This is a genomic window from Vibrio sp. TH_r3, from assembly GCF_033101115.1.
Taxonomy (GTDB): domain Bacteria; phylum Pseudomonadota; class Gammaproteobacteria; order Enterobacterales; family Vibrionaceae; genus Vibrio.
Genome location: NZ_JAWMPW010000001.1, coordinates 226074 through 249501, shown reverse-complemented (window position 1 = coordinate 249501; position 23428 = coordinate 226074). Strand labels below are relative to the sequence as shown.

Genomic DNA, 23428 nt, shown 5'->3' with positions numbered 1-23428 from the left:
TAATTACGCGAGTCTCTACTGAGTTACTTTGCTTTATTCTATTATTTGCTATGTAGCTTGTTCGCCCGCGCATCGCCAGCACAGTGCAAATTGCCCCTCATTTTGTTCGCCACACTTTTCACATTGCCAATCAACTAGGTCGTGCTGTTGGTCTTCATATTCGTTGATCAACACACGTGCTTGCTGCAGTTTATCCAAATCAATCAACCATACATAAGGATCGGTATCATTGGTTAAGGGTAATTCTCCTTTTAAGCTGAATAACCCTTCATCACGCACTTCGGCTTGAATATTCTGTTGTTTCATGAGCCCACATATTATATGCGCCTCAGTAGGGTTCGATGCACTAAATATTTTCATAATTTAAGCCGCATTATTCGGACGTAGTCTACCCATTATCCATTTTGCTATCACAGGAAATAAGCCTAATAAAACAAATGATGCGAGAACGCTTGGTGAAACAATCCCTGATAAACTATCAATGTTTGCTAGTTGAGTACCGGCATTTAGGAAAACGATCGTTCCAGGAAGCATTCCTAATTGGCTTACAATATAGTAACGAGCTATCGAAATAGGTGTTAGTCCCATTAGTAAGTTAATTAGAAAGAACGGGAATACAGGTATGAGTCGCAATGAGAAAAGGTAAAAAGCCCCATCTCGCTCTACACCTTTATTCATTGTTTCTAACTTGGAGCCAAATTTACCTTGTACCCAATCACGAAGTAAAAAGCGACTACTTAAAAATGCTAATGTTGCTCCAATAGTACTAGCGAATGAAACTAAGAATAAGCTAGTAACAAAACCAAATAACGCGGCACCTAATAAGGTAACGACCGCTGCTCCAGGAATAGAAAAGGCAGTAATGGCAACGTAAGTAATAAAATAAATAACTGCCGCTACAGCGAAATTATTTTCAATGTATTCAGCAAGTATCGATTGCTGTTGCTTTGCATTCTCTAAGGTAAAATATTGACCAAATTGTGTACCGAGAAAAATCATAGTTGCGATAAGAATAAGGCCGATAATAAGTTTTTTGTTCATTAATAAATAATCCAATTTAAGTGCATTACTTATTATGACAGGGGAGAGGATAAAAAACTTTCAAAAAAATTATAATAAATCGTTATTTAAAATGACCTTAAAAACCAAAACAACCGCTGACATTCTGTTGTCAGCGGTTGTTTTGATTATGCGTGCATAGATATTTTTACGATTTTAGTTGTTCAATAAGCTCACTTCTTCTTTCCAATGGAACAACGGACCAATGCGTTCCATTTAGTGCACCTTCAAGTGCCCATAACAGCTCTATATTTAATGTATCACTATGTGAGCTTTGGATAGCCTTAAATGCTTGTAAAGAGCCCGCTTGACGTAAATCCTCAACTGATGAGATGCCAGCTTTTTTAAGTAAACGTTCAGTGCCTAAACGCAAATTAGGCAAATCTTTTAACCTAGCCGGCTTTACTTGAGTGCTTGATTGTTTTTCTTTACGCGCTGCATCAAGTGCAATATTCGCTATGTGCAGTATATCGTCGGTATTGCCCCATAAATCTTCTGGAAGTTGAAAATACTTTGTAACAACTGGGAACCCTCGTTTTTTATAAACGTAAGGTTGATATGCTTGTTGAGTAAACCGTTGGTTAAGCGCTTCACAGCATCGAATGTGCAGCGCGTTTTTAACCACAAGGGCAAACATGGTGTCGTCTACAAACACTCCAAATCCACCAAACATGGAGCGAGACTTCACCTTACCAAAGGTAGCAAATAGTTCTAACGAATTTTTAAGTACGGGTTTATCCATTTCTTCGAATCTCAGGCTAAAAAATTGCATCAACCAATCCAGAACCGAGAAATTAACAAATATAGATGAGCTTTCCAAAAATATTCATTAAGCAGTTTTCGGCAACTCCGCTACCTTTTCATATTTCACTAAAGTTAGCGAGTACAAACTAAGGCCGGAAGCTTTGCGTCCCATTTTTTCAAATGGTTTGCCCTGATCGTGATGTAATTAAATATAGGTAAACTTTGAACAAAGATCACTGATATTAACTGTATCTGTGATAAATATCACAGTAATTTTGCATGTTTATGCATATTAATTTTGTTTTTATGCAACAAATGCTAAATAAAAAAGTGAACAATACTAATTTGATTTAGTCAGATTTTTAACACTTTTACGAATAATTAACTCTGGGTGCATTTCAAATATACGTCTTTCATGTTCTTTATCATTAATGCGACTAAGTAAAATTTCAAAAGCTGTTTTACCAACACGACGCTTAGGTTGATGAATGGTCGTCAAAGGCGGTGAAAAATATTCAGCTAAATCAATATTATCGTATCCAATAATAGAAATATCTTCAGGAATACGGATGCCTTTTTGTTGTAATCTACTCATCATGCCAAGAGCCATAGTGTCATTAAAGCAAAAAATTGCTGTCGGTTTGGTTTCCATAGCAAGAATTTTATCAGCGACTTCGAGCGCAGTATCACATTCAAAATTACCTTCAAACACATTAGCTTGATTGAACGGAATATTATGTTCATTTAACGCTCTTTTATAACCGTCCAGACGTTCAATGCATAATGTTTTGTCTAAATGACCGCTCAAACAAGCTATATGAGTGTGACCGTTTTCAATAAGATATTTTGTTGCTAAATAACCGCCTTCTTCTGAGTTATCAATGATCTTATCTTTTGATTCATCAGAAAACGATTCGCCTTGTCCCCAGTCCATGAAGACTTTTGGAATGTCTGAGTGTGCATTAAGCATATCTTGTAGTTCTTTGGTTAGGTCAGAACACATCACGAATATGCCATCGACTCTTTTTTCCGCCAGCATACGAATATAGTCACGCTGTTTTTCATAAATACCGCCAGTGTTACATAGAATTAAGGTGTATCCTTGACGATAACAGTAGCTTTCTACTCCATTAATTACTTCTGCAAGAAAGGGATTAGTGGATTGCGTAACCAGCATGCCAATGGTTCTGGTTGAATTACACTTCAAGCTACGAGCAACAGCGCTAGGTGCATAGTTTAGTTCTTTAACCGCATCGTTGACTCTTTGCTGTGTCGCTTCTGCGACAAAACGAGTCTTATTGATCACATGAGATACGGTTGTAGTAGAAACACCTGCAATTCGTGCGACATCTTTTATCGTTGCCATTTAGACCATCCTAATTAAAGAGAGCTGACTGTATGAACTGATAATGAGAATAGGTCAGCAAAATTGTGCGAATAACACAAAAAACCGCTATATGGTATAGCGGTTATCAATAAATCTAATATAGCCCTAATTTTATAGACAAACAGGTTACTGTACAATCATTGAAATAGAGTATTGCCGCCTGATACGCAAATTTTTATTCTGGACTGGAAACATCCAGTTGAATTTCTTCTGCCGTTAGTAATGAATCACGGATATAGAGCCACCATAATCCCAAACGTTCAGACCAGTAGCGCTCGGTTTGTTCAAGATAGCCCGCACTTGGCGTGAACTTTGTCCAAGGTTGTTTGATCTCTGACTGTGCTAAAAAATTAGTCGGCGCAGGAATAGGTTTTAGCCCTGCCGATTGAAATTCGGTTACGGCTCTTTCCATATGGCTAGCAGATGTCACCAAGACCAACTGTTTTTGTCCAACAAAAGCGGCTGCTTGACGCGCTTCTTCCCACGTATCCTTTGCTGTTTCTAATAAAATAATGTCGGGCTTAGCTATACCTAGTGCTAACGCGACTTTAGCCATCATTTTCGCATGACTAAACTCCGTTCCACCAGCATAACCTGATAAAATTAATTTTGTGCCAGGATACATACGTAAAATACGAATGCCTTCAGTTAACCGCATGAGTGATGTTCTACTTAGCTCAGATGTAGGTGGAAGTTGATCATCGACAACATGACCATTACCCAATACCATAACGTAATCGACCGCTTCGTCAGTCGGTAGAAATGCGGTGTATTTTCTTTCTAAAGGCATTAACAAATGACTTGAGATAGGTTGAAAAGAAACACAAAAAATTCCGGTTAATGAGACGAAAACAAACAACACCCCAATCTTATGTTTTTGGGTAAACATGACAAACAACAAACCAATAAACCCGATAATTAACAGAGCGGGTAAAGGCATTGCTAGCGAAGATATTACTTTTTTCAGTTCAAACATACGCAATTAGTCCGAAAAACCATCACTTAGAAGTAAAAAAAGCAGCATACCCCTTTATTCATATTATTCCTATGACAGAATAGGCCGATCAGTAAAAAATGATGTTTCTATCATAAAATGGAAAAGTATAATTCGTGCAAGAAGACAGAAATTTTGATGATATCGCGCATAAGTTTGCCGAGAATATTTATGGCTCAGAGAAAGGTGAAATTCGCCAGACTGTAGTTTGGCAAGATCTTATGCAAGCCTTGCAAATGTTCTCTACTGACAGGCCTTTACATATATTAGATGCAGGAGGTGGTTTAGCGCAAATATCTCAACGACTTGCATCGTTTGGACATAATGTATCGCTTTGCGATATTTCATCTGAAATGTTGCAATTAGCTGAGAAGGAGATCACTAGTAACGATCTACTCGAACGGTATTCATTTATTCACTCTCCAGTGCAAAATATAGCGCAAAAGCTTAATCAGCCGGTTGATATATTGTTGTTCCATGCGGTAATGGAATGGCTTGTCGACCCTAAACACGCCCTAGAAACCGTTTTAGAGCAAGTGAAGCCAGGTGGGATCGCTTCGGTAATGTTTTATAACCATCATGGCTTAGTTTTTAAAAATGTGGTTTGTGGCAATATTCCACACGTATTGGCAGGGATGCCGCATAAAAAACGCTTTAAGTTGCAACCACAAAATGGATTGCTGCCAGAAGAGGTTTACCAATGGATTGAAACTGCAGGATTCAAGATCTGTGGCAAGTCTGGTATCCGTTCATTCCACGATTATATAGGGAATCAACAATACATGGGTGATTACCAATCTGATGATTTGTTAGCATTAGAACAAAAATTATGTCGACAAGAACCTTATTTGTCACTTGGTCGATACATCCATGTATGGGCAAAAAACATGAATGATAGGAAAAATAATGAGTGATACAACTCAAATGCTTTCTCAGCAACCTATTGATGAAGTCGTTGGTTGGGTTGAAAAACACGACTTCTCGTTAAACTTATCGAGTGAGAAGCTAGCGTTTCTTATCTCAATTGCGGTGCTTAGTAGTAGCAAATTTGATGAGGAGTTAGGAGAAGGAGAACTACACGATGCGTTTAACATCGTGAGTAAGCAATTTAGTAATACTGAACATGGCGCGAGTATTAAGTCTAATAGCCAATTTAAAGCTAACAATGCAATTAACGATTTAGTTAAACAACGACTGATTAGTCGCTTTACCAGTGAAAGCTTGGATGGAGCAAGTATTTACCGTTTATCTTCGTTGGCAATAGGAATTACAGAATATTACTTACGTCATAATCAATTTTCAGAGCTAAAACTGTCCATTCAACTGGCAATGGTGTCAGATGAAATGACCAAGGCTGTAAGCGCAGCTCAAGAAGGGGGCGATGAAATTCATTGGCAAAAGAAAGTCTATGGTGTACTTAAGTATTCAGTTGGCGAAATTTTTGATCAGATCGATCTCACCCAAAGAGTTATGGATGAACAGCAACAAGAAGTGAAACAGCAAATCGCTCAACTACTTAATAAAAATTGGCGAGAAGCGATCAACAATTGTGAAGTGTTGTTATCAGAAACATCCAATAATCTTCGAGATCTGCAAGATACCTTGCAGGCTGCAGGTGATGAACTTCAAACACAAATAATTGATATTCAACAAGAATTAAGTAATGACAATGTGTTTGAGTTTATCGATGATGCACTTTATTCACTACAAGTTAAGTTAGACAGAGTGGTCAGGTGGGGTCAGCAAGCAATCGATTTATGGATAGGCTATGACAGACATGTACATAAATTTATCCGTACTGCTATAGATATGGATGAAAATAGAGCCTTCAGCCAAAGGTTACGTCAATCAATAAAAACGTACTTCGATGTACCATGGATGCTGACCTACGCTAATGAGGAAAAATTAACCGATCTAAGAGACGAGGCGATGGCTCTCAGAGATGAAGAGGTGATTGGTGTTTTACCAATGGAGGTAAAATATGAACAACTTCAGCAGGTCAGTGATGAACTGTCCCAACAAGTAGCCGAAATGTTATCTCGCCATAAAAAACATGGACATTCGATAGATTTAGGCGCGGTTCTAAAAAAATATCTTTTACAACATCCAACAACGCAACATTTTGATTTAGCCAGAATTGTTATCGATCAAGCGGTTAGACTCGGCTTTTCTGAGTCAGATTTTCACGCCATTCAACCAGATTGGCAAGCGATCAACGATTTCGGTGCAAAGGTACAAGCAAATGTCATTAATAAATACTGAACAATATTTGCCAGAGAAACTGGTTAAAGTAATAGCAAATCCACTCTTCCCCGCGCTCGATAGCATGCTTAGAGCAGGCAAACATATCGCAACCGAAGATATGGATAATCACGCATTACTGTGTGATTTTGAAACAGAATTAGCGATGTTTTATCTAAGGTACAACACCGAATTAGTTAAAGCCCCAGAAGGGTTCTTCTATTTACGCCCACGTTCTACCGCATTGATTGGGCGAAGTGTGTTGTCAGAATTGGATATGTTAGTAGGAAAGGTGCTCTGCTTTTTATATTTAAGCCCAGAACGATTAGCTCACGAAGGTATATTTACTAACCAAGAGCTATATGAAGAATTGCTTGCTTTAGCGGATGAGAAAAAGTTGCTGCGAGTTGTGACTCACCGGGCCACGGGTTCGGATTTAGATAAAGATAAATTATTTGAAAAGGTTAAAACTTCTCTTCGTCGACTTAAAAGACTTGGCATGGTGCTTTCAATTGGTGAAGAAGGCAAGTTTCGAATCAGTGAATCCGTGTTCCGCTTTGGTGCTGATGTACGAACTGGCGAGGAACTTAAACAAGCTCAACTGAGGCTTATTCGTGATGGTGAAGCAGTGACCGAACAAGAAACAAAGCAATACACAATAGAACTATTAGAGGGTGAAGCATGATTGAACGTGGTAAATATCAATCATTGACAATGATTAACTGGAACGGATTTTTTGCACGTACCTTCGATATCGATGAATTAGTCACTACTTTATCTGGCGGAAATGGTGCGGGTAAATCAACGACCATGGCCGCTTTTATTACGGCGTTAATTCCTGACCAAAGTTTACTTCATTTTAGAAATACCACCGAAGCTGGTAGCTCACAAGCATCGAGAGATAAAGGTTTATTTGGCAAATTGCAGCCCGGAGTCTGTTACGCTGCGCTCGATGTTGTTAACTCGAAAAAACAGCGTTTGCTGTTTGGTGTTCGCTTACAACAAATAGCTGGTCGAGATAAAAAAGTCGACATTAAACCGTTTTTAATTCAAGGGTTGGCGAGTCATATTAAACCTACCGATGTTTTGATGGAAGCGTTAGCCAATAATAACGCACGAGTTAAAACTATTAATGAAGTTAAACAATCCATTGCGGACCAATCTACACATAAATACGAAGGTGCGGTTGTTAGAGTGTTTAATTCTGTGGCTGATTATCACACTCAAATGTTCGATTTTGGCGTTTTACCCAAAAAATTAAGAAACACCAGTGATCGATCTAAGTATTATAGATTGATTGAAGCATCTTTATATGGCGGTATATCAAGTGCGATTACTCGGTCTTTAAGAGATTACTTGCTGCCTCAAAATGGTGGAGTTAAAAAAGCATTCCAAGATATGGAATCGGCATTACGCGAGAACAGGATCACATTAGAGGCGATAAAGTCTACTCAAGCGGATAGAGACCTTTTCAAACATCTAATTACAGAATCGACGAATTATGTCTCTTCTGACTATATGCGACACACCAATGATCGAAAACAACGCCTAGATCTTGCATTATCTTTAAGGCATGAACTGAATTCTACTCGTCATCAGTTGGTTCAGCAGCAGGATTTGTATCGCTCGACCAAAGAGACACTTGAGCAATTAAATGAGCAAGAATTTGACGTTGAACAGGATTATCAATCGGCATCCGATCATCTCCAATTGATTCATGGAGCGATGAAGCAACAAGAAAAAATTGCACGTTATCTTGATGATTTAGAAGCGCTAAGTGAACGATTAGAAGAGCAGATAATTGTTGTTGAAGACTCTCAGAATACGGTAATAGAGCTTGAGAAAAAGACCACGTCTGCTGAGCAAGAAGTTGATAGTTTACAAATGCAGTTGGCTGATTACCAACAAGCTCTAGATGTCCAGCAAACTCGATCGTTACAATATCAACAAGCGGTTACTGTACTAGAGAAAGCACGAGATGTGCTACAAAATCAAAATTTACAAGCAGCAGATGTACCGCAACTTTTATCCGACTTTAAGCAGCAAGAAGAGCAGCAGACTCAACAATTACTGTCGCTGAAGCATAAATTGGATATGTTTTCTGCCGCAGTGGCACAGTTTGATACGGGGTTAGCCTTAGTAAAAAGTGTCTCTGATGACGTTGATAGAAACAACGCCTATTTCAAAGCAAAACAAGCAATAGAGCAGTTAGAAGCATCGGAATCATTGATTGCTAATCAGAATCAATTAAACGCACAGTTACAAGAATCGAGATCAAACCTCGCCAAACAGAAGCAAGTGACCGACCTTTGCCAGCAGTATAATCGCGATTATGGCTCGCTGGTGATCAATAGTAATGATATAGCCGAACAGTACGATCAGAATCAATTGCGTGTTGATTCGTTAGAAGAACAGATTGAAATAAATAGAGATGAACGGCTAAAAACCATTCAGCAGGCGAAACACTACAAAGAAACATTGCTTCAACTAGAATCAAGAGCGCCTGTTTGGTTAGAAGCCAATAGCGCACTGGAAATACTCAGAGAAAAGACCGATCAGCCGTTGTCCAGTCGCCAATCCGTTATGGCAGAGATGCAGGCAATACTACAACAAGAAAAATCCAAGTTATCTGAAAAAGAAAGCTTACTTGCTCGAAGAGAGGCACTTGATAAAGAAATCGATCAATTGGCTTCTTTTGGCGGTGCTAATGATACTCGCTTAAAAGGCATTGCAGATACACTGGGTGGCGTATTACTTAGCGAAATATATGACGATATTACTTTAGAAGATGCCCCTTATTTCAGCGCGATGTATGGACCGTCGCGTAGCGCGGTTGTCGTGAGCGATTTGACCGATATTAAAGATAAACTGGAATTATTAACCGACTGTCCCGAAGATGTCTACATTATTGAAGGCGATGTTGATGCGTTTGATGATAGTACGTTTAATGTTGATGAATTAGATGGTGCAGTTTGTGTTCAGTATAGTGAACGCCAGATCCGCTATTCTCGATTGCCGGTAAACCCATTGTTTGGTCGAGCGGCTCGGGAACAACGCTTAGAACAATTAAGAAGTCATCGTGATGAAGTGATTGAATCTCATGCCAAAGCCGCGTTTGATTCGCAAAAATTACAACGGTTATACCAGAGCTTTAGTCATTTTGTATCTCACTTTATGGAGTCAGCATTTCAAACGGATCCAGAGCGTGAACTACAACAGGTCAAGCAGAATTATGCACAGTGCCAAACTAACCTCGAACAGATTGAATCGAGCTTAGCTCAATTAAAAGCACAGCTTAATAGTTGCAAGCAAGCGTTAAATCTACTGGACAAAATAGCATCGATGATAGGCTATTTAAATGATGAGTCGTATGTTGAAAAACATCGTGACTTAGAGCTAAAATTGAGTGAGATCGCCAATGCTAAACGTTATGTTGAACAACATAAACAATCAATTAATAAACTAACAGATTATTTATCTGCATTACAAAACGATCCTGCTGAACATCAATCTGTGGAGAAAGATTACCAGCAGATTGACCAAAATTTGCAAACCTTAAAACGTCAACAATACGCACTGGAAGATTTGAAAGAGCGTACGGGCTATTTTGCTTATAAAGATTCTGCATCTATGTTAGACCAGAGCAGTGAACTCAGTGAACAGCTAAAACAAAAACTGGTACAAGCAGAATCGCAGCGCGGTGTGAATCGATTGGCGCTTAAGCAAGCTCAACGTGAGTTTAATCAATATAACCAAGTGTTAGCTTCATTAAAGAGTACTTATCAAGCAAAAACAGAAACCATTCAAGAATTCCAAGACGAATTAACCGAATATGGTGTGAATGGTGATGAAGCAACGTTACAAAGAGCAGAGGAACGAAAAGCCCACTTGCTTGAGCAAGTGCACAGTATAAGAAACAATAAAGCTGAGCAGCAAAGAATTATCACATCGACAGAACTCGAAATCAAAACACTGTCAAAATCGATTAAGCGAGTTTCAAAGCAATACAAAGAGACCCGATATGTTGCTGTGTTAGCCAAATCGAATTGGTGTGAAGTGATTCGCTTAGCTAAGCAACACGACGTTGAGCGCCGATTATATCGAAGAGAACTGGCGTATTTAACTGGCGACGAGCTGCGCTCAATGTCAGATAAATCTTTAGGCGCATTAAGACTTGCTGTAGCAGATAATGCCGATTTGCGTGATGCGTTACGCTTATCGGAAGAAAATGCCTACCCAGAAAGAAAAGTCTTATTCTATATCGCTGTATACCAATATTTAAAGCAGCGTATCCGTCAAGATATTATTCGTACTGATGATCCAGTAGAAGCAATTGAAGAGATGGAAGTCGAGCTGGCCCGCTTGAGTGAGGAGCTTTCTTTACGGGAGAATCGATTGGCGATCAGTTCCGATTCGGTTGCGTCGATTATCAATAAAACTATTCAACGAGAACAGAATCGTATCCGTATGCTCAACCAAGGTTTATCCAATATTAACTTTGGCCAAGTGAAAGGGGTACGCTTGAATGTGAAAATACGTCAAAGTCATGAGGTTTTACTTGATGGACTAGCGAATAAACAGCAGCAGCATCGAGATTTATTTGAAAGTTCCAAACATACTTTTTCAGAAGCAATGGCGAAGTTATTCCAACGGGTAAATCCACATATTGATATGGGACAACGTTCGCCACAGATTTTGGGTGAAGAGTTACTTGATTATCGTAACTATTTGGAACTAAGTGTTGAAGTAAATAGAGGTTCTGACGGCTGGCTACAAGCTGAGTCTGGAGCATTATCGACTGGCGAAGCGATTGGTACAGGTCAATCAATATTGTTGATGGTTGTGCAAAGTTGGGAAGAAGAATCTCGTCGTCTAAGAAGTAAAGACATCGTGCCTTGTCGATTATTATTTTTAGATGAAGCCGCTCGTTTGGATAGTAAATCTATCAACACGCTATTTGAATTATGTCACCGACTCGATATGCAGTTACTTATTGCTGCACCAGAGAATATTAGCCCAGAACAGGGGACTACTTACAAATTAGTTCGTAAAGTGATTGATAATAGAGAACATGTTCATGTGGTTGGTTTGAAAGGCTTTGACCGAAAAGTAGCAGAAATGGCTGAAAGTGTAGAGTTGGTAAATTAACACAACGTCAATATGTTGCTTGAGGGTGTTATTTGTAGTGACAGGGCTCGACACGTAAAAAAGCAGATTAGCTTGTAAAGTTAATCTGCTTTTATTTTTGTCTATTTCTTCATCATTTTAGCCAGATCAGCAAACGGATTATGTGTGGCACTTTCATGTTCATCTTGCCCTGGAGTAATGTCGGTACCGTATTGGTCGTGGTCGGTATATTTGGAATGTTCGTGATCATGGCAATAAATACATAATAATTCCCAATTGCTGCCGTCATTTGGATTATTCGTATGATCATGGTCTTTGTGGTGAACAGTCAGTTCTCTTAGATTTGAATAGACAAATTCTCGTGCGCAGTTTCCACATACCCAAGGGTACATCTTCAACGCTCGATCTCGGTAATCACTCTCTTTTCTCGCGTATGCGGCACTGCTGCCGTAGAAATCTGAACCCATGTTAACTCCCGTCGTTTTTACCACTAAGCTATATTAATTAGCCTATCATAATAGAAAAACCCTAAAAGCAAAAAGCGTATTTTAGTTTGACATGTTAATATGAAATAAGTGTCCCAATAGGTGAAAATATATCATGACAGCAACACGTTACCTTAATCAACTTAATCAGCAATATCTTATCCTTCATAAAGAAAAAGAAGACTTTTTTTGGCAAACGTATATGGGATTAAGTGATGACCACGCAGGATCGACTGCGGCACAAACGAAATGGACGCAATTTTTAAGCGATCCGACTAAGATTATCGAAATAAAGCAGCAGCTAATTGCAGCTGAGTCGCTCCAAGATGAAGATGAAAAGCGCGAAACCAAAACCGGATTAACAGGGTGGTTATCCATGTTTCAATCCCACGCCATTGAAGGCAGTGAAGCGCAAAATCTCAAAACACAGCTGATTCAATTTGAATCAGCTGTGTTTGAAAAAAAGCAAAATCATTTAATGCATTATGTCGATGAAAATGGTCAGAAAGTGGAAGGGTCTCTACCCACATTGGCTGCAGTTATTCGTACCAGTAGTGATGAAGCCGTTAGACTTTCGGCACACAACGCGCTACTGGATTTAGAGCAATGGCTATTAGAAAATGGATTCTTGCAGTTGGTTAAATTAAGAAATCAGTTTGCTCAGTCACTTGGTTATGACACATTTTTTGATTATTCAATCGAGAAAACAGAGCAAATGAATACTAACGAGTTGTTCACTATTTTAGATGACTTTGAAACTCAAACTCAGCAAAGTCATTTAACTAGTTTACAAGCATTAGCTAACGAGCAAGGAGAGCAGGCATTAAGCGCACATAATTTTGTTTTTTCATTCGCCGGTGATGCAATGAGAGATTTAGACCCATATGTTCCATTCTCAAAGTCGTTACGACGTTGGGTTGAATCGTTTGGCCGTTTAAATATTGACTATTCGGCGGCTGAATTGACCCTCGATCTGCTTGACAGAAAAGGAAAGTACCCAAATGGTTTCTGTCACGGCCCAGTACCATCGTATTATAACCAAGGTGACTGGGTTGCCGCTAAAGTTAACTTTACAAGTAATGCTAAACCTGACCAAATTGGTAGTGGATATGCAGGTATTAACACGCTGTTTCATGAAGGAGGCCATGCGGCACATTTTGCTAATGTAAAAATGAATTCACCGTGTTTTTCGCAAGAATTTGCTCCCACTTCTATGGCGTACGCAGAAACCCAATCAATGTTCTGTGACAGTCTTTTAAATGATGCAGATTGGCTTAAACGATATGCGGTTAACGCCAATGGCGAATCAGTGCCAGAAGAAATCATTAAAGCAATGGTCGATAGTAAACAACCTTTTAAAGCCTATGAAGAGCGCAGTATTTTAGTGGTGCCTTATTTTGAGCGAGCTTTATATCAGCTTAAAGATGACCAATTAACCGCGGAGAACGTTACTGAATTAGCTCGTCGCTGTGAACAGAAAATTCTGGGTTTATCTTGTAGTCCAAGACCTTTGTTAGCCATTCCTCATTTACTGTCTGATGAATCAGCTTGTTCGTATCAAGGGTATCTTTTAGCTCACATGGCAGTTTATCAAACCAGAGCGTATTTTATGCGTAAATTTGGTTATTTGACCGATAACCCGGAAATTGGCCCCTTGCTTGCGAAGCATTACTGGCATGCAGGCAATAGTGTTTGTCATAATCAGTCAATACAAGCACTCACTGGCGAAGGGTTTAACGCTAAATACTTAGCCGAAGAATGTAATTTGAGTACAGAGCAGGCTTGGCAAATGGAGTTAGACAAAATCAAAGCATTAGCCGACAGAACCAGAGCAGCCGTACAACCATTAAATGCATCGATTAAAATTGTGGATGGAAGTCAGATTATCGCTTCTAACTCCGATTCAGATAACGATATGTGTCGTGATTTTGAACAATATCTAGACAAGAGATACGCAGTTAATTAACTTTGTATGGATCATGTATAGGATGAGCAAAGGGTAGTGTTACCCTTTGCTTGTTAACACATTGATAACCTTTCAAGCCGTTATCACCTTTATTAGCCGTTTTTATCTTGCAGTATAAATGTTATGTAGCCGAGTGCGTGAAATAGATTAACAATGAGCTAATGCGTCCAACACATTATCAAACTTAAACGTAAACCCAGTTGTTAGTAATTTTTCTGCACTGATTCGCTTGGTATTAACGCTGTTAGTCTCCGGCATGGTAATAGGTTCGGCGTAATGCTGTAACGCTTGTTGGTAAAACTGATACTTGGTGACGGTATTAGGAGTGCTCACATTAACGATTTGATTATTAATATGAGTTAAGCTGTATTCAATCGCGTTTACCACATCGTCTAAATGCACCATATTGACTGGTGCGACATTGCTAATACTGGATAATTTCGCGACGAATCTCGCTGGATGCCTATTGGGACCAAATAATCCAGAACAACGCAGAATCACGTAGTCTATTTTGGACTCGAGCACCGATTGTTCAGCCGTTAACATTATTCGGCTTTTATTCGAATAGTCATCGTTATCTACGGCTAATTCAAGTGACGCATCGGCTTCTATCATGGTTGCACATGTATCTGGATAAACCGATGTCGAACTGACCATAATAATCTTGTTTACTTTTGCCTTTCGGCAACAGTCGACCAGAGTCTTCCAATTATTGGCATAATCTTGGCCACCGCCTTGTCGAAAGCCGGGTGGAAAAGCCCCGATAACCGTGTCGATGTCGCGGTCAATAAGATCTTGTACAATGTGCGTCGTGTAATCTGGATCATTTTGTCCATTTAAGGGCGCATGGTGACCTTGCAGTGATAACTGGAAACAAGGAATGGAGTGGGCTCGTAGTTCTTCTAGTGTGGCTGCCGATCGACGAGTCGCATAAACAAACTGCTTGTTGGCTAGTAATTGTGTGGCAAGCGGTTGGCCTAACCAACCGGCTCCAATAATGGCGATATTGCCAATGTTGCTATGATTGATAACCGTTTCCTCTTTTATGCAGATAAAACGCGTAATATTTTATCTGCATGCTCTGCGACTTCAATACCTTCACTGGTTAAATAACCTCCGTCGGGCAAAGTACATAAATTTTTAGCATATAGGCTCTGCACAGCCGTTTGCAATTCTTGTGCTGCATCATTGTGAACCTTAATACCCGTCGCCGCACTACTAAGATCAAATTGTAGCAATAAATTGAGTTCTGCCATCTTTTCTTGAGTATATTTCATTTTTAGAGTCCTTGAGGTGTAGTTCTAGTCTCAGATTAAATGGGATTGACTATCGGAACAAGAATCGATGCCGAGAACTGTTAGCTATGAACAAAATGGTTATTATTAGTACAATTTATTGTGGGCTAAAGTAACAAGTAAAATAAACAAATCAATTGACTATGTCCGTCTTTATCCGTTCTTCTGATTGCTTTTTTAAATCAATTGGTAATAAAAATTAGCGTCTTTATATTTAATTCGAACGGTTGTTTATCCACAATATCTGTGGATAAAATGTGAGACGCTAATGAAAATAAGCGAATCAAAGATCGCAAGTATTTTTTATTGAAATTTTACTAATACTCTACCTTCAGGCGTCACGGTCTTTTTTATGCTCATTTGCAGCGAAATTGTTACTGAGATAGACATCATCACGAAAATAGCGATTAAAATAATAAGTTGATATTTTATCGCTATCATGGGATTGACTCCGCCTAAAATTTGCCCTGTCATCATACCGGGTAACGTCACTAAGCCAGTAGCCGTCATTGAAGCCAGTATAGGTGCAAACGCTTTTTGCATCGCTGTTCTTATAAAAGGTAACGTAGCGTATTTGGGACTCGCGCCTAATGAAATAGACGCTTCATATTCTGATTTTCTGTGCTCGAACGCACCGTATAAATTTTGTAATGCAACAATATTGCTGCTTAAGGTATTACCTAGCAACATTCCAGCAAGCGGGATCACGTACTGAGCGCTGTAAAGTGGAACCGGTTGAATAACCATAACCACCAGTAAATATAACAGTGGCGCTAAACCAACCACCAAGCCGAAAAGAACAGGCAAAAAAAGCCGTCGCATAGGGAGCTTTGCTTTGCCAATAATAGCGCTGCTACCCACGGTGACCATTACGATAATCCAAAGTAAATTAAGCAATAGGTTATTGGTCTGAAAGACCAATTCTAAATACAAGCCAACTAAAATCAATTGGACTGCCATTCTTACCATCGAAATTGCCATATCTTTGGCTAATGCTGTCTGATAATGAACATTAATAGCAAAGGGAATGATCAAGGTGAGAGAGAATAAGGCTAATTGGGACCAGGAAATATCTAAAGCCATTAACGTCATCACTTCTGTGATTGCAAATAGATAATCAGCATAACGTATTTTGTGCAAATTAAAAGTTTCAGCCGATCAGCTCGGCCGAATAGCGTTAATTGACGGTGCTATGTTTAAGTTTTGTTAATAACGCTAATCGCTTATAACCTCAAATAGCTTTAATTATTGTTGAGACTATAGAGATTTATTAGCTTTAAGCGGATTTTTTATCATCGATCCAATGACAAATGTGAAAAATAAGGTAAAGTATCGGTCATTGAAAGTAGGTCATACAAGATCTCATTCCATAATAAAAACGTGTATAGGAAATGACATGATTCGAGTTATTGGTCATAAAAACCCAGATAGTGATAGCATTTGTAGTGCATTAGTTGCCACCGAGTTACTTAAAGCTCGTGGTTTAGAAGCAAAACCAGGTCGTCAAGGTGAGCTTAACCGTGAAACTAAATACATTTTAGAGCAAGCTGGAGTGGAAGCTCCTGAAATGTGCACTAGCGTTGCTGGTGAAAAAGTATGGTTAGTTGATTACACTGACGTATCTCAAGCTCCTGATGACATCAATGATGCTGAAATTGTTGGTATTGTCGATCACCATCGTCTAGGTGATGTGATGACGATTAATCCATTAGAAGCGTGGATTTGGCCAGTAGGGTGTACTTGTACCATTTTATTCAATTTATTGAAGATGGAAGAAGTTAACATCACTCGTGAAATGGCAACCTTAATGATGTCTGCTATTTTATCGGATACAGTTGGTTTCGCATCTCCAACTTGTACACCAAAAGATAAAGAAGCCGTTGAAGAACTAACTAAATTTGCTCAAGTGACCGATTTAGATTCGTTTATTAAGAACCTATTAATCGCTAAGACTGATATCCAAGGGCTTAATGCTGCTCAATTGGTAGAGAAAGATCTGAAAGCGTACCCGTTTATGGACCGTGATGTAGTTGTAGGCCAAATTGAACTCGCAACATTAGAGCAAGTAGACGGAATGATTGAAGCACTAGAAGCGGATCTTCAACGTCGTTGTGATGAAGAAGGCTTAGCCTTTGCTGCGGTTATGCTAACGGATATTACTTCTGCGACCACGCGTTTACTGTATAAAGGTGAGTTTGGTGAGAAGTTAGTGCAGCATGAGAAAAATGGCATGTTAATGATGGAAAATACGTTAAGCCGTAAGAAACAAGGCTGGCCTTGGCTTCAAAACGAATTGGCGTAAGCACCGAGGTATATATGGTTGATAAGCTCGACAATAATGCAATAAATAATCTTGATGCGGAACAGCGTCTAAAATATTGCATAAAAGAGATAGCAACGAATCGCCAAGTTTGGATACTAACAGATGAACACGGTTGCGTAATGCTCAATACCGAAGATGAAGACTGTGTTCCTGTTTGGCCTAGCCAAGCGTTCGCTGCTGAATGGAGTACGGGCGAATGGGAAAACTGCGTTGCAGAAAGTATCTCGGTGGCCAAGTGGCATAGTCGTTGGACTCATGGTTTAGCCGACGATGAACTTGCCATTGTTGTCTTTCCGAATATTGACCAAGAAGGTGTGGTGTTATTTCCTGATGAGTTTGATTTTGAACTCAAAAAGCAGACACAAAAAATACATAAAAGCTAAGAGTTTATCGGCTAGTAATGGTTCAGATTAGTAATTGTGCAGTACTAAAGCGGTGATTGAATATCACCGCTTTTTTTTAGCCTTTGTTATAGTTTGGTGCTTTGTAGAAGTGATTTTCAACTAATTTTTGCGTAATTGCATGTTTAGGGCTGGTTAGTATTTGATTGGTTTCGCCATACTCCACCACTTCACCTTCATGCATTACCATCACTTTGTCAGTAATGTGTTTAACAATACCAATATGCTGCGAAGAATAAACAAACGAAACCCCCATCTCATCCTGTAAATCTAAAAACAAGTTGATAATTTGCGATCGCATGGCCATATCTAAGCCATTAAGCGCTTCGTCTGCCACGATAATTGATGGTTGTAATATAAGCGCTCTAGCCAAACATATACGCTGTTTTTGTCCTGTTGCGAGCATTTGCGGATAGAAATAGGCATGTTCAGGTAATAAACCGACCCGAACTAACGTATCTTTTACTCTCTGCATTCTGGCACTAGCCGTCATCTCGGTGTTTCTTCGCAATGGGCCTTCCAATATGCGACCAATTTGTATTCTCTGATTGAGAGAACTATTAGGATCTTGGAAAATCATGCGAATTAATTTACAGCGAGTTGAATAATCTTTGTGCTCTAGTTTTTCACCATTAACTTTAATTTCACCACTTGATGGTTCGCACACTCCCGCTAACATTTTCGCCAGTGTTGATTTTCCCGAACCATTTTGACCAATAAGACCAATGGTTTGTCCCGCTTCAAGTGTGAAGCTCAAAGGCTTTACTGCGTGGTTGATTTTTTTTCTAAATAAACCAGAACGAGTAACAAAGCGTTTGGATAAGTCGTTAACTTCAAGTAAGGACTCATGCATTATTTTGTCTCCGTATTAAGCGGGAAATGACAGGAAAATTTATGTCCTTTAATGATTTTAGAATACGGTATCTCCACACATTGTCGTTGAGCATAAGGACAACGAGGTCCCAATCGACAGCCGATTGGTAAATGCTGTAAAGGAGGAATGGAGCCCGGTAACGATTGCAGCTTCTGTTTATGAGGGATCCAATTATTAAAGTCCGGCATCGCTTTAAGTAGTGCGACAGTGTACGGATGCTTAGGTTTAGTGAGTATTTGCTTGGTTGCAGCCGATTCAACAGACTGACCACAATACATCACCGTAATACGAGTTGCCCACTGAGTAATAGTGGTCAAATCATGACCAATCAATAATATGGTTGTATTGTGTATTTGATTCATCCGACTCAACAATTTGAGTATTTGAGTCTGAGTAATTGGGTCTAAATCATTGGTTGGTTCATCTGCGATCAGCATTCTAGGTTTGGCTGCTATTGCCATCGCTATCATTACTTTTTGGCACTCACCATCGGTTAGCTCGTACGGGTAACTGCCCATGACTCGACGATGATCTTTGATGCCCACTTTGTGTAATAAAGCTTTCGCTTGTTTTTTTCGCCATTTTAGGCGCTGCCACCATCGACCTTGGAAGGTTTTAGACGGTATTGATTCGGCTAATTGATTACCAACCGCTTCGGAAGGATCTAAACAAGTTGAGGGTTCTTGGAAAATAATGGCAATATCTCGAGCAATGACTTTTCGCCGCTCTCTTGCGGTTAATTGCAATAAATCCACATCGCCAAAACGCATTCTATCGGCACTAACGCGCCAATTTTCTTTGCAGATGCCAACGATAGCTTTGGCCACCAAGCTTTTTCCTGAACCGGATTCTCCAACTAAACCACGAATATCACCTTCTTGAATGGTTAGGCTCATACGATCGACGGCTTTAACCAAACCATGTGGTGTTTCTATTTCTATCGTTAGATGTCTAAAATCAAGTAAAGGCATTATTCGACCCCTGCATTTAAGGCTTGTCGAACGCCTTCACCAACTAAATTGATTGAGATAACCGTAAACATAATGGCAAGTCCCGGAAGCGTCACCGTCCATGGAGCAAGGTAAATAAGCTCCACTGAATCACCTAAAATAGAGCCCCATTCTGTGCTAGGTGATTGGGCACCTAATCCTAGAAAACCTAATGCCGTGATATCCATAATGGCAATGGTAATCGCCATAGTAACTTCGGCAGCGATAATCGACAAAATATTGGGAAAAATGGAATTGATCAGTAAATAAATATCATCGGCACCATCGAGTCTAGCCGCGATTATGTAGTCTTTTTCTAATTCACCGTGTATCGCGGTGTAAATAGAACGTATAAATCGAGGGATCAGAGCCAGCCCTATCGCTAATAAAATATTAAACTCGCCAAAACCTAAAAAGGCGACAAATATAATGGCTAGCAGTAACGAAGGAATAGACATGATTACATCAAGCATATGGTTTAACGTACTGGATAAGAGCCCTTTGGTCATTCCGGCTAAAATGCCAATGAAGCAACCAATAATGCCAGCAATGAAGGTAACCAGTACCGCCGCACCAAAAGTGTATTGTGATCCAATTAATATTCGCGACAAAATATCTCGGCCTAGATCATCGGTACCTAAAAAGTAGTCAATACTGCCTTCGGTTGCCCAAGATGGAGGAATGAGTAAATGTCCGGTTTGTAAGTTAGGGTCGTGTGGACTTATCCATGGAGACGTTATGGTGACGATAATTACGATGGAGAGACACCACATTCCGAACATTGCTAGATTATTACTTTTATAGCTTTTAGCGAAACGTTCAAACTGAGTTGGAATATGTTCTTCTTGATAAATATTATTGGTTAACATACCACTCTTTCCTTACTAATGGGTTTGCTAACGTGCCGAGCAGGTCAGATAGAATATTGGCTGATAATACAAAAGATGCGACCACAATCACGCCAGCTTGAATAGACGCGAAGTCTTGATTGGATAAAGCATTCAGAAGCCATCTACCAATGCCTGGCCAATTAAAAATGGATTCAGTGATTATCGCAAAAGTAAGCATACTAGATAACTGAACGCCAAATTTAGGAAAAATAGGTGGTAAGGCGTTTCTAACCACATGTTGGGTGACGATCTCCCATTTTGATAAACCTTTAATTCGTGCTGCACGGATGTAATTTTGTGTCATAACTTCAGCAACTGAAGCGCGCATTAAACGAATAATTTGGGTGGTTGGTGCTAAGGCTAATACCAAACAAGGCAGTATTAAATGGCCCAATACACTTTGTAAGGCTTCGGAACGATAGTGTCGATCAGACAAAAAAGCATCAATAATAGCAAAGCCAGTCACGTGATCTATTTCGTAAAGTAAATCGTATCGACCAGAAACTGGCAGAAGTTCTAGATCCAGTGAAAAGAACATAATAAGTAGTAAAGCTACCCAGAACAATGGAGCAGAATAACCGGACATCGATACAAACGAAATGACGTTATCTATCATCTTGCCTTGGCGCATACCAGCCAAAGTACCTAATGGAAGACCAATAAGCAAAGCAAGCGCAAAGGCGATAAAAACTAATTCTAGTGTGGCAGGAAACACGACAACAATATCATCGATGATAGGCGTCCCTTGTTTGTTAATGCCTAAATCTAGATGCCATAAATTTTGAACATAACGCGCCCATCCTTGCAGATAATTCATGTCAGCCCATGGCGAATTTGGATCCAAGTTAGTAATGCTAAAACCAACAATGGTCAACATTACCAAGGTGATGGCAAAGAGGTTAAAACGACGAATAGTATAACGAAACATCTATTTTACTCTCCTTACTTTATGGAAGCTCTGAGTGCTGAAAGGGCTAGATTCGAAGCCTTGTAGCGATTCATGATAAGCTAAAAATTGTGCCCCATGCGCGAGAGGAATGATAGGGACTTCTTCATTCATTATATATTGCGCTTCTTTATATAAGTTTAGTCGGTATCTTTCTTGATTGGTCTCTTTTGCTAGATCTAGCAAAAAATCAAAATCTGGATTACACCACATGGAAACATTTAACCCCGATTGTTCGGCACTACACGACAGCAATGGTCGCAAAAAATTATCTGGGTCACCGGTACTAGCATTCCATCCAGTAAGAATTAAATCCATAGACGCATGAGTATTCAAGTCGGTTCGGTTAAATCGGTCGCTGGTAAATAGTTCTAACTCTATGCCAATATCGGCGTAATTAGACTGTATTAATTCTGCCGTCTTTCTTGGACTAGGGTTGAATGGTGTCGCTTCCAGTGGCACCCACATGGACAATTTTAGTCCAGTCATATATCCCGCTTCTTTCAATAAGCCTAATGCATAATTTTTATCGAATCGAATTTGGTTAGAATCATTTTCGTAAGCCCAAGAGCTTGGTGGGAGAAGTGAATATGCTTGCTCACCGGTTCCATAGTACACCGAGTCTAATATGTTCTTTCTATTTATCGATAAGCTTAGGGCTTTTCTTACGCGCGGATCACTTAGGGCAGGGTGGTCGGTATTGATGGCGATAAATGAAACATTCATCGAAGGTTTCGCTTCCAGTACTAAGTTTTCATCTTGTTTTATTATTGGGATTTGACTAGATAACGGAGCATATAATACGTCACATTCTCTACGTAATAATTTGGCTAATGGGCCAGTGCCACGTGATGAAATGTCAAAAACGACTTGGTCTAAATCAGGAGTACCTTGCCAATATTTTGGATGTCTTTTTAATCGAACTAAATCTCCTACTTGGTATTCTGACAAATAGAAAGGACCAGTACCGACAGGGCGTTCATCAATCAGGTTCTTCTGGCCATTTTTTTCTAGTTGCTGTGCATATTCACGTGACAGAATAACCGCATGCGTAGTCGCAATGTTAGATAGAAAGGTATTATCTGCTTTACTTAATGTAAACTGAACAGTTTGAGAATCTAATGCTTCGACTTTTTGCAGAAGACGACTAAAATCAATACTTTCAAACCATGGGTAACTGGCATCACCAACGGCGTGGTAAGAATTGGAGTTATCAATAATACGATTAAAACTAAAAACAACGTCTGACGCATTTAACGGTCTGGTAGGTGTAAACCAAGCAGTAGTCTGGAATTCAACATCGTGTCTTAGCTTGAATGTGTAAACCGTGCCTTCTTGATCAACCGTCCATGACGAAGCAATGTTTGTTGTTGGCTTTAAAGAAGTAGGATCAAGGGTAAGTAAGGAATCGTAGATCTGAGGGCTTAAAGATTCATCGGTAAATCCACCTTCAACTACTTGTGGATTGAATGAGTCAGGAGAGCTGTGTCCACAAGAGACAAATCCTTGTTTACGAATCGTCGAGTGATCAATACTGTTGTCACATCCTGCAAGTAAGCCTAAGCCCATAATACCTGCGGTAAACTTTAAAATTGCTTTCATAGATAGAGCTATCATTGATTGAAAATAGGCGAATTAAATACCCATAGAACGGACTAATTTAACATTTTTTCTTAGTCATACCAATTCTTTAGTGTGTAACACCTA

At 39.5% G+C, this 23428-nt stretch carries 21 protein-coding genes and 1 riboswitch; of the genes, 7 read left to right on the top strand and 14 right to left on the bottom strand.

What is annotated here, in order from left to right; translation table 11 throughout:
* Window positions 1-48: 48 nt before the first annotated feature.
* The 5 genes from R3X26_RS01080 to elyC all read right to left on the bottom strand — a co-directional run bounded on the left by R3X26_RS01080 (window position 49) and on the right by elyC (window position 4166).
* Window positions 49-360: a putative signal transducing protein gene (locus R3X26_RS01080; RefSeq protein WP_317715269.1), complete on the bottom strand. Its 312-nt coding sequence runs from the start codon at window positions 358-360 to the stop codon at window positions 49-51.
* 3 nt (window positions 361-363) lie between these two features.
* Entirely contained in the window at window positions 364-1041 is a 678-nt protein-coding gene (locus R3X26_RS01075) for a TVP38/TMEM64 family protein (protein ID WP_317715268.1), read from the bottom strand.
* Between the two features lie 166 nt (window positions 1042-1207).
* Complete coding sequence (locus tag R3X26_RS01070; RefSeq protein ID WP_317715532.1) at window positions 1208-1801, bottom strand: TfoX/Sxy family DNA transformation protein; 594 nt, start codon at window positions 1799-1801, stop codon at window positions 1208-1210.
* A gap of 97 nt (window positions 1802-1898) precedes the next feature.
* Window positions 1899-2003: riboswitch (cyclic di-GMP riboswitch) on the bottom strand.
* A gap of 140 nt (window positions 2004-2143) precedes the next feature.
* Window positions 2144-3169 (bottom strand): substrate-binding domain-containing protein, encoded by a 1026-nt coding sequence (locus R3X26_RS01065; RefSeq protein ID WP_317715267.1) that lies wholly within the window; start codon window positions 3167-3169, stop codon window positions 2144-2146.
* A 196-nt stretch (window positions 3170-3365) separates the two neighbouring features.
* Window positions 3366-4166, bottom strand: a complete 801-nt coding sequence (gene elyC / locus R3X26_RS01060; protein ID WP_317715266.1) for an envelope biogenesis factor ElyC — start codon at window positions 4164-4166, stop codon at window positions 3366-3368.
* 134 nt (window positions 4167-4300) lie between these two features.
* On the opposite strand from elyC, the gene cmoM reads away from it, so the two are divergent.
* Genes cmoM through mukB form a run of 4 tightly spaced genes read left to right on the top strand, consistent with a single transcriptional unit; the run spans window position 4301 to window position 11573 of the window.
* A complete protein-coding gene (gene cmoM, locus R3X26_RS01055; protein WP_317715265.1) occupies window positions 4301-5098 on the top strand; it encodes a tRNA uridine 5-oxyacetic acid(34) methyltransferase CmoM in 798 nt (265 codons plus the stop codon).
* Window positions 5091-6446 (top strand): chromosome partition protein MukF, encoded by a 1356-nt coding sequence (mukF, locus tag R3X26_RS01050; RefSeq protein ID WP_317715264.1) that lies wholly within the window; start codon window positions 5091-5093, stop codon window positions 6444-6446. The genes cmoM and mukF overlap by 8 nt, the downstream gene beginning before the upstream one ends.
* Complete coding sequence (mukE, locus tag R3X26_RS01045; protein WP_317715263.1) at window positions 6427-7110, top strand: chromosome partition protein MukE; 684 nt, start codon at window positions 6427-6429, stop codon at window positions 7108-7110. Before mukF ends, mukE begins: the two co-directional genes overlap by 20 nt.
* Entirely contained in the window at window positions 7107-11573 is a 4467-nt protein-coding gene (mukB, locus tag R3X26_RS01040; RefSeq protein WP_317715262.1) for a chromosome partition protein MukB, read from the top strand. Before mukE ends, mukB begins: the two co-directional genes overlap by 4 nt.
* Window positions 11574-11674: 101 nt before the next feature.
* On the opposite strand, the gene R3X26_RS01035 is transcribed toward mukB, so the two are convergent.
* A complete protein-coding gene (locus tag R3X26_RS01035) occupies window positions 11675-12019 on the bottom strand; it encodes a YajD family HNH nuclease (RefSeq protein ID WP_317715261.1) in 345 nt (114 codons plus the stop codon).
* Window positions 12020-12152: 133 nt separating this feature from the next.
* Here R3X26_RS01035 and R3X26_RS01030 point away from each other — a divergent pair, with 133 nt between their 5' ends.
* On the top strand, window positions 12153-14003 hold the full coding sequence (locus R3X26_RS01030; RefSeq protein WP_317715260.1) for a M3 family metallopeptidase: 1851 nt from the start codon (window positions 12153-12155) through the stop codon (window positions 14001-14003).
* Between the two features lie 147 nt (window positions 14004-14150).
* Here R3X26_RS01030 and R3X26_RS01025 read toward each other — a convergent pair whose 3' ends face one another.
* The 3 genes from R3X26_RS01025 to R3X26_RS01015 all read right to left on the bottom strand — a co-directional run bounded on the left by R3X26_RS01025 (window position 14151) and on the right by R3X26_RS01015 (window position 16381).
* On the bottom strand, window positions 14151-14999 hold the full coding sequence (locus tag R3X26_RS01025) for an NAD-dependent epimerase/dehydratase family protein (protein WP_317715531.1): 849 nt from the start codon (window positions 14997-14999) through the stop codon (window positions 14151-14153).
* Between the two features lie 47 nt (window positions 15000-15046).
* Window positions 15047-15280: a TIGR02647 family protein gene (locus tag R3X26_RS01020; RefSeq protein WP_317715259.1), complete on the bottom strand. Its 234-nt coding sequence runs from the start codon at window positions 15278-15280 to the stop codon at window positions 15047-15049.
* Between the two features lie 321 nt (window positions 15281-15601).
* On the bottom strand, window positions 15602-16381 hold the full coding sequence (locus tag R3X26_RS01015; protein ID WP_317715530.1) for an ABC transporter permease: 780 nt from the start codon (window positions 16379-16381) through the stop codon (window positions 15602-15604).
* Between the two features lie 313 nt (window positions 16382-16694).
* Between R3X26_RS01015 and R3X26_RS01010 the strand changes: the two genes are divergently transcribed.
* A complete protein-coding gene (locus R3X26_RS01010; protein WP_317715258.1) occupies window positions 16695-17600 on the top strand; it encodes a manganese-dependent inorganic pyrophosphatase in 906 nt (301 codons plus the stop codon).
* Between the two features lie 14 nt (window positions 17601-17614).
* The gene (locus tag R3X26_RS01005; RefSeq protein WP_317715257.1) at window positions 17615-18004 is read left to right on the top strand and encodes a DUF2750 domain-containing protein; all 390 of its coding nucleotides are present in this window, start codon (window positions 17615-17617) and stop codon (window positions 18002-18004) included.
* Window positions 18005-18080: 76 nt separating this feature from the next.
* On the opposite strand, the gene R3X26_RS01000 is transcribed toward R3X26_RS01005, so the two are convergent.
* From R3X26_RS01000 to sapA, 5 genes are read right to left on the bottom strand one after another with little or no spacing between them, the layout of a single operon-like run.
* A complete protein-coding gene (locus R3X26_RS01000; protein ID WP_317715256.1) occupies window positions 18081-18875 on the bottom strand; it encodes an ATP-binding cassette domain-containing protein in 795 nt (264 codons plus the stop codon).
* Window positions 18875-19867, bottom strand: a complete 993-nt coding sequence (locus tag R3X26_RS00995; protein ID WP_317715255.1) for an oligopeptide/dipeptide ABC transporter ATP-binding protein — start codon at window positions 19865-19867, stop codon at window positions 18875-18877. Before R3X26_RS00995 ends, R3X26_RS01000 begins: the two co-directional genes overlap by 1 nt.
* On the bottom strand, window positions 19867-20754 hold the full coding sequence (locus tag R3X26_RS00990) for an ABC transporter permease subunit (protein ID WP_317715254.1): 888 nt from the start codon (window positions 20752-20754) through the stop codon (window positions 19867-19869). Before R3X26_RS00990 ends, R3X26_RS00995 begins: the two co-directional genes overlap by 1 nt.
* On the bottom strand, window positions 20741-21703 hold the full coding sequence (locus tag R3X26_RS00985; protein WP_317715253.1) for an ABC transporter permease: 963 nt from the start codon (window positions 21701-21703) through the stop codon (window positions 20741-20743). Before R3X26_RS00985 ends, R3X26_RS00990 begins: the two co-directional genes overlap by 14 nt.
* Window positions 21704-23323, bottom strand: coding sequence for an ABC transporter substrate-binding protein SapA (gene sapA, locus R3X26_RS00980; RefSeq protein WP_317715252.1), 1620 nt, complete (start codon window positions 23321-23323; stop codon window positions 21704-21706).
* Between the last annotated feature and the right edge of the window lie 105 nt (window positions 23324-23428).

Bases quoted from the DNA above. Each gene is read 5' to 3' on its own strand.
- R3X26_RS01080 (WP_317715269.1), bottom strand. From the start codon at position 360: ATGAAAATATTTAGTGCATCGAACCCTACTGAGGCGCATATAATATGT.
- R3X26_RS01075 (WP_317715268.1), bottom strand. From the start codon at position 1,041: ATGAACAAAAAACTTATTATCGGCCTTATTCTTATCGCAACTATGATT.
- R3X26_RS01070 (WP_317715532.1), bottom strand. From the start codon at position 1,801: ATGGATAAACCCGTACTTAAAAATTCGTTAGAACTATTTGCTACCTTT.
- R3X26_RS01065 (WP_317715267.1), bottom strand. From the start codon at position 3,169: ATGGCAACGATAAAAGATGTCGCACGAATTGCAGGTGTTTCTACTACA.
- elyC (WP_317715266.1), bottom strand. From the start codon at position 4,166: ATGTTTGAACTGAAAAAAGTAATATCTTCGCTAGCAATGCCTTTACCC.
- mukF (WP_317715264.1), top strand. From the start codon at position 5,091: ATGAGTGATACAACTCAAATGCTTTCTCAGCAACCTATTGATGAAGTC.
- mukE (WP_317715263.1), top strand. From the start codon at position 6,427: ATGTCATTAATAAATACTGAACAATATTTGCCAGAGAAACTGGTTAAA.
- mukB (WP_317715262.1), top strand. From the start codon at position 7,107: ATGATTGAACGTGGTAAATATCAATCATTGACAATGATTAACTGGAAC.
- R3X26_RS01035 (WP_317715261.1), bottom strand. From the start codon at position 12,019: ATGGGTTCAGATTTCTACGGCAGCAGTGCCGCATACGCGAGAAAAGAG.
- R3X26_RS01030 (WP_317715260.1), top strand. From the start codon at position 12,153: ATGACAGCAACACGTTACCTTAATCAACTTAATCAGCAATATCTTATC.
- R3X26_RS01020 (WP_317715259.1), bottom strand. From the start codon at position 15,280: ATGAAATATACTCAAGAAAAGATGGCAGAACTCAATTTATTGCTACAA.
- R3X26_RS01015 (WP_317715530.1), bottom strand. From the start codon at position 16,381: ATGGCTTTAGATATTTCCTGGTCCCAATTAGCCTTATTCTCTCTCACC.
- R3X26_RS01010 (WP_317715258.1), top strand. From the start codon at position 16,695: ATGATTCGAGTTATTGGTCATAAAAACCCAGATAGTGATAGCATTTGT.
- R3X26_RS01005 (WP_317715257.1), top strand. From the start codon at position 17,615: ATGGTTGATAAGCTCGACAATAATGCAATAAATAATCTTGATGCGGAA.
- R3X26_RS01000 (WP_317715256.1), bottom strand. From the start codon at position 18,875: ATGCATGAGTCCTTACTTGAAGTTAACGACTTATCCAAACGCTTTGTT.
- R3X26_RS00995 (WP_317715255.1), bottom strand. From the start codon at position 19,867: ATGCCTTTACTTGATTTTAGACATCTAACGATAGAAATAGAAACACCA.
- R3X26_RS00990 (WP_317715254.1), bottom strand. From the start codon at position 20,754: ATGTTAACCAATAATATTTATCAAGAAGAACATATTCCAACTCAGTTT.
- R3X26_RS00985 (WP_317715253.1), bottom strand. From the start codon at position 21,703: ATGTTTCGTTATACTATTCGTCGTTTTAACCTCTTTGCCATCACCTTG.
- sapA (WP_317715252.1), bottom strand. From the start codon at position 23,323: ATGAAAGCAATTTTAAAGTTTACCGCAGGTATTATGGGCTTAGGCTTA.